The organism is Burkholderia sp. BCC1988, assembly GCF_905339895.1.
Classification (GTDB): Bacteria; Pseudomonadota; Gammaproteobacteria; order Burkholderiales; family Burkholderiaceae; genus Burkholderia.
Genome location: NZ_CAJPHA010000095.1, coordinates 1 through 293, shown reverse-complemented (window position 1 = coordinate 293; position 293 = coordinate 1). Strand labels below are relative to the sequence as shown.

Sequence of the window (293 nt, the reverse complement as noted above, 5' to 3'; positions counted from 1 at the left end):
GAAGCCCGGGAAGATCTCGACGCCCAGGGCTTCCGCCTGCTGGCCGAGCCAGCGGGTCACGTTGCCCAGCGAAATCACGTAGTTGCCGTGGTTCTTGAAGTTGTCGGGCAACGCCCAGTTGGGCGTGGTGACCGCGCTGCTCTCGGACAGGAACAGGAAGCGATCTTCGGTCACCTCGACGTTCAACGGCGCACCCTGTTCCTTCCAGTCGGGAAACAGCTCGGTGATCGCGCGCGGGTCCATCACCGCGCCCGACAGGATGTGCGCGCCGATCTCGGAGCCCTTCTCGAGCA

General features: G+C 64.8%; 1 protein-coding gene. It reads right to left on the bottom strand.

Translation table 11 applies throughout. The features are described 5' to 3' along the window. Positions 1–293: NAD(P)/FAD-dependent oxidoreductase (locus U4012_RS35715; protein WP_415750432.1), on the bottom strand; the 293-nt coding region annotated here is incomplete at both ends.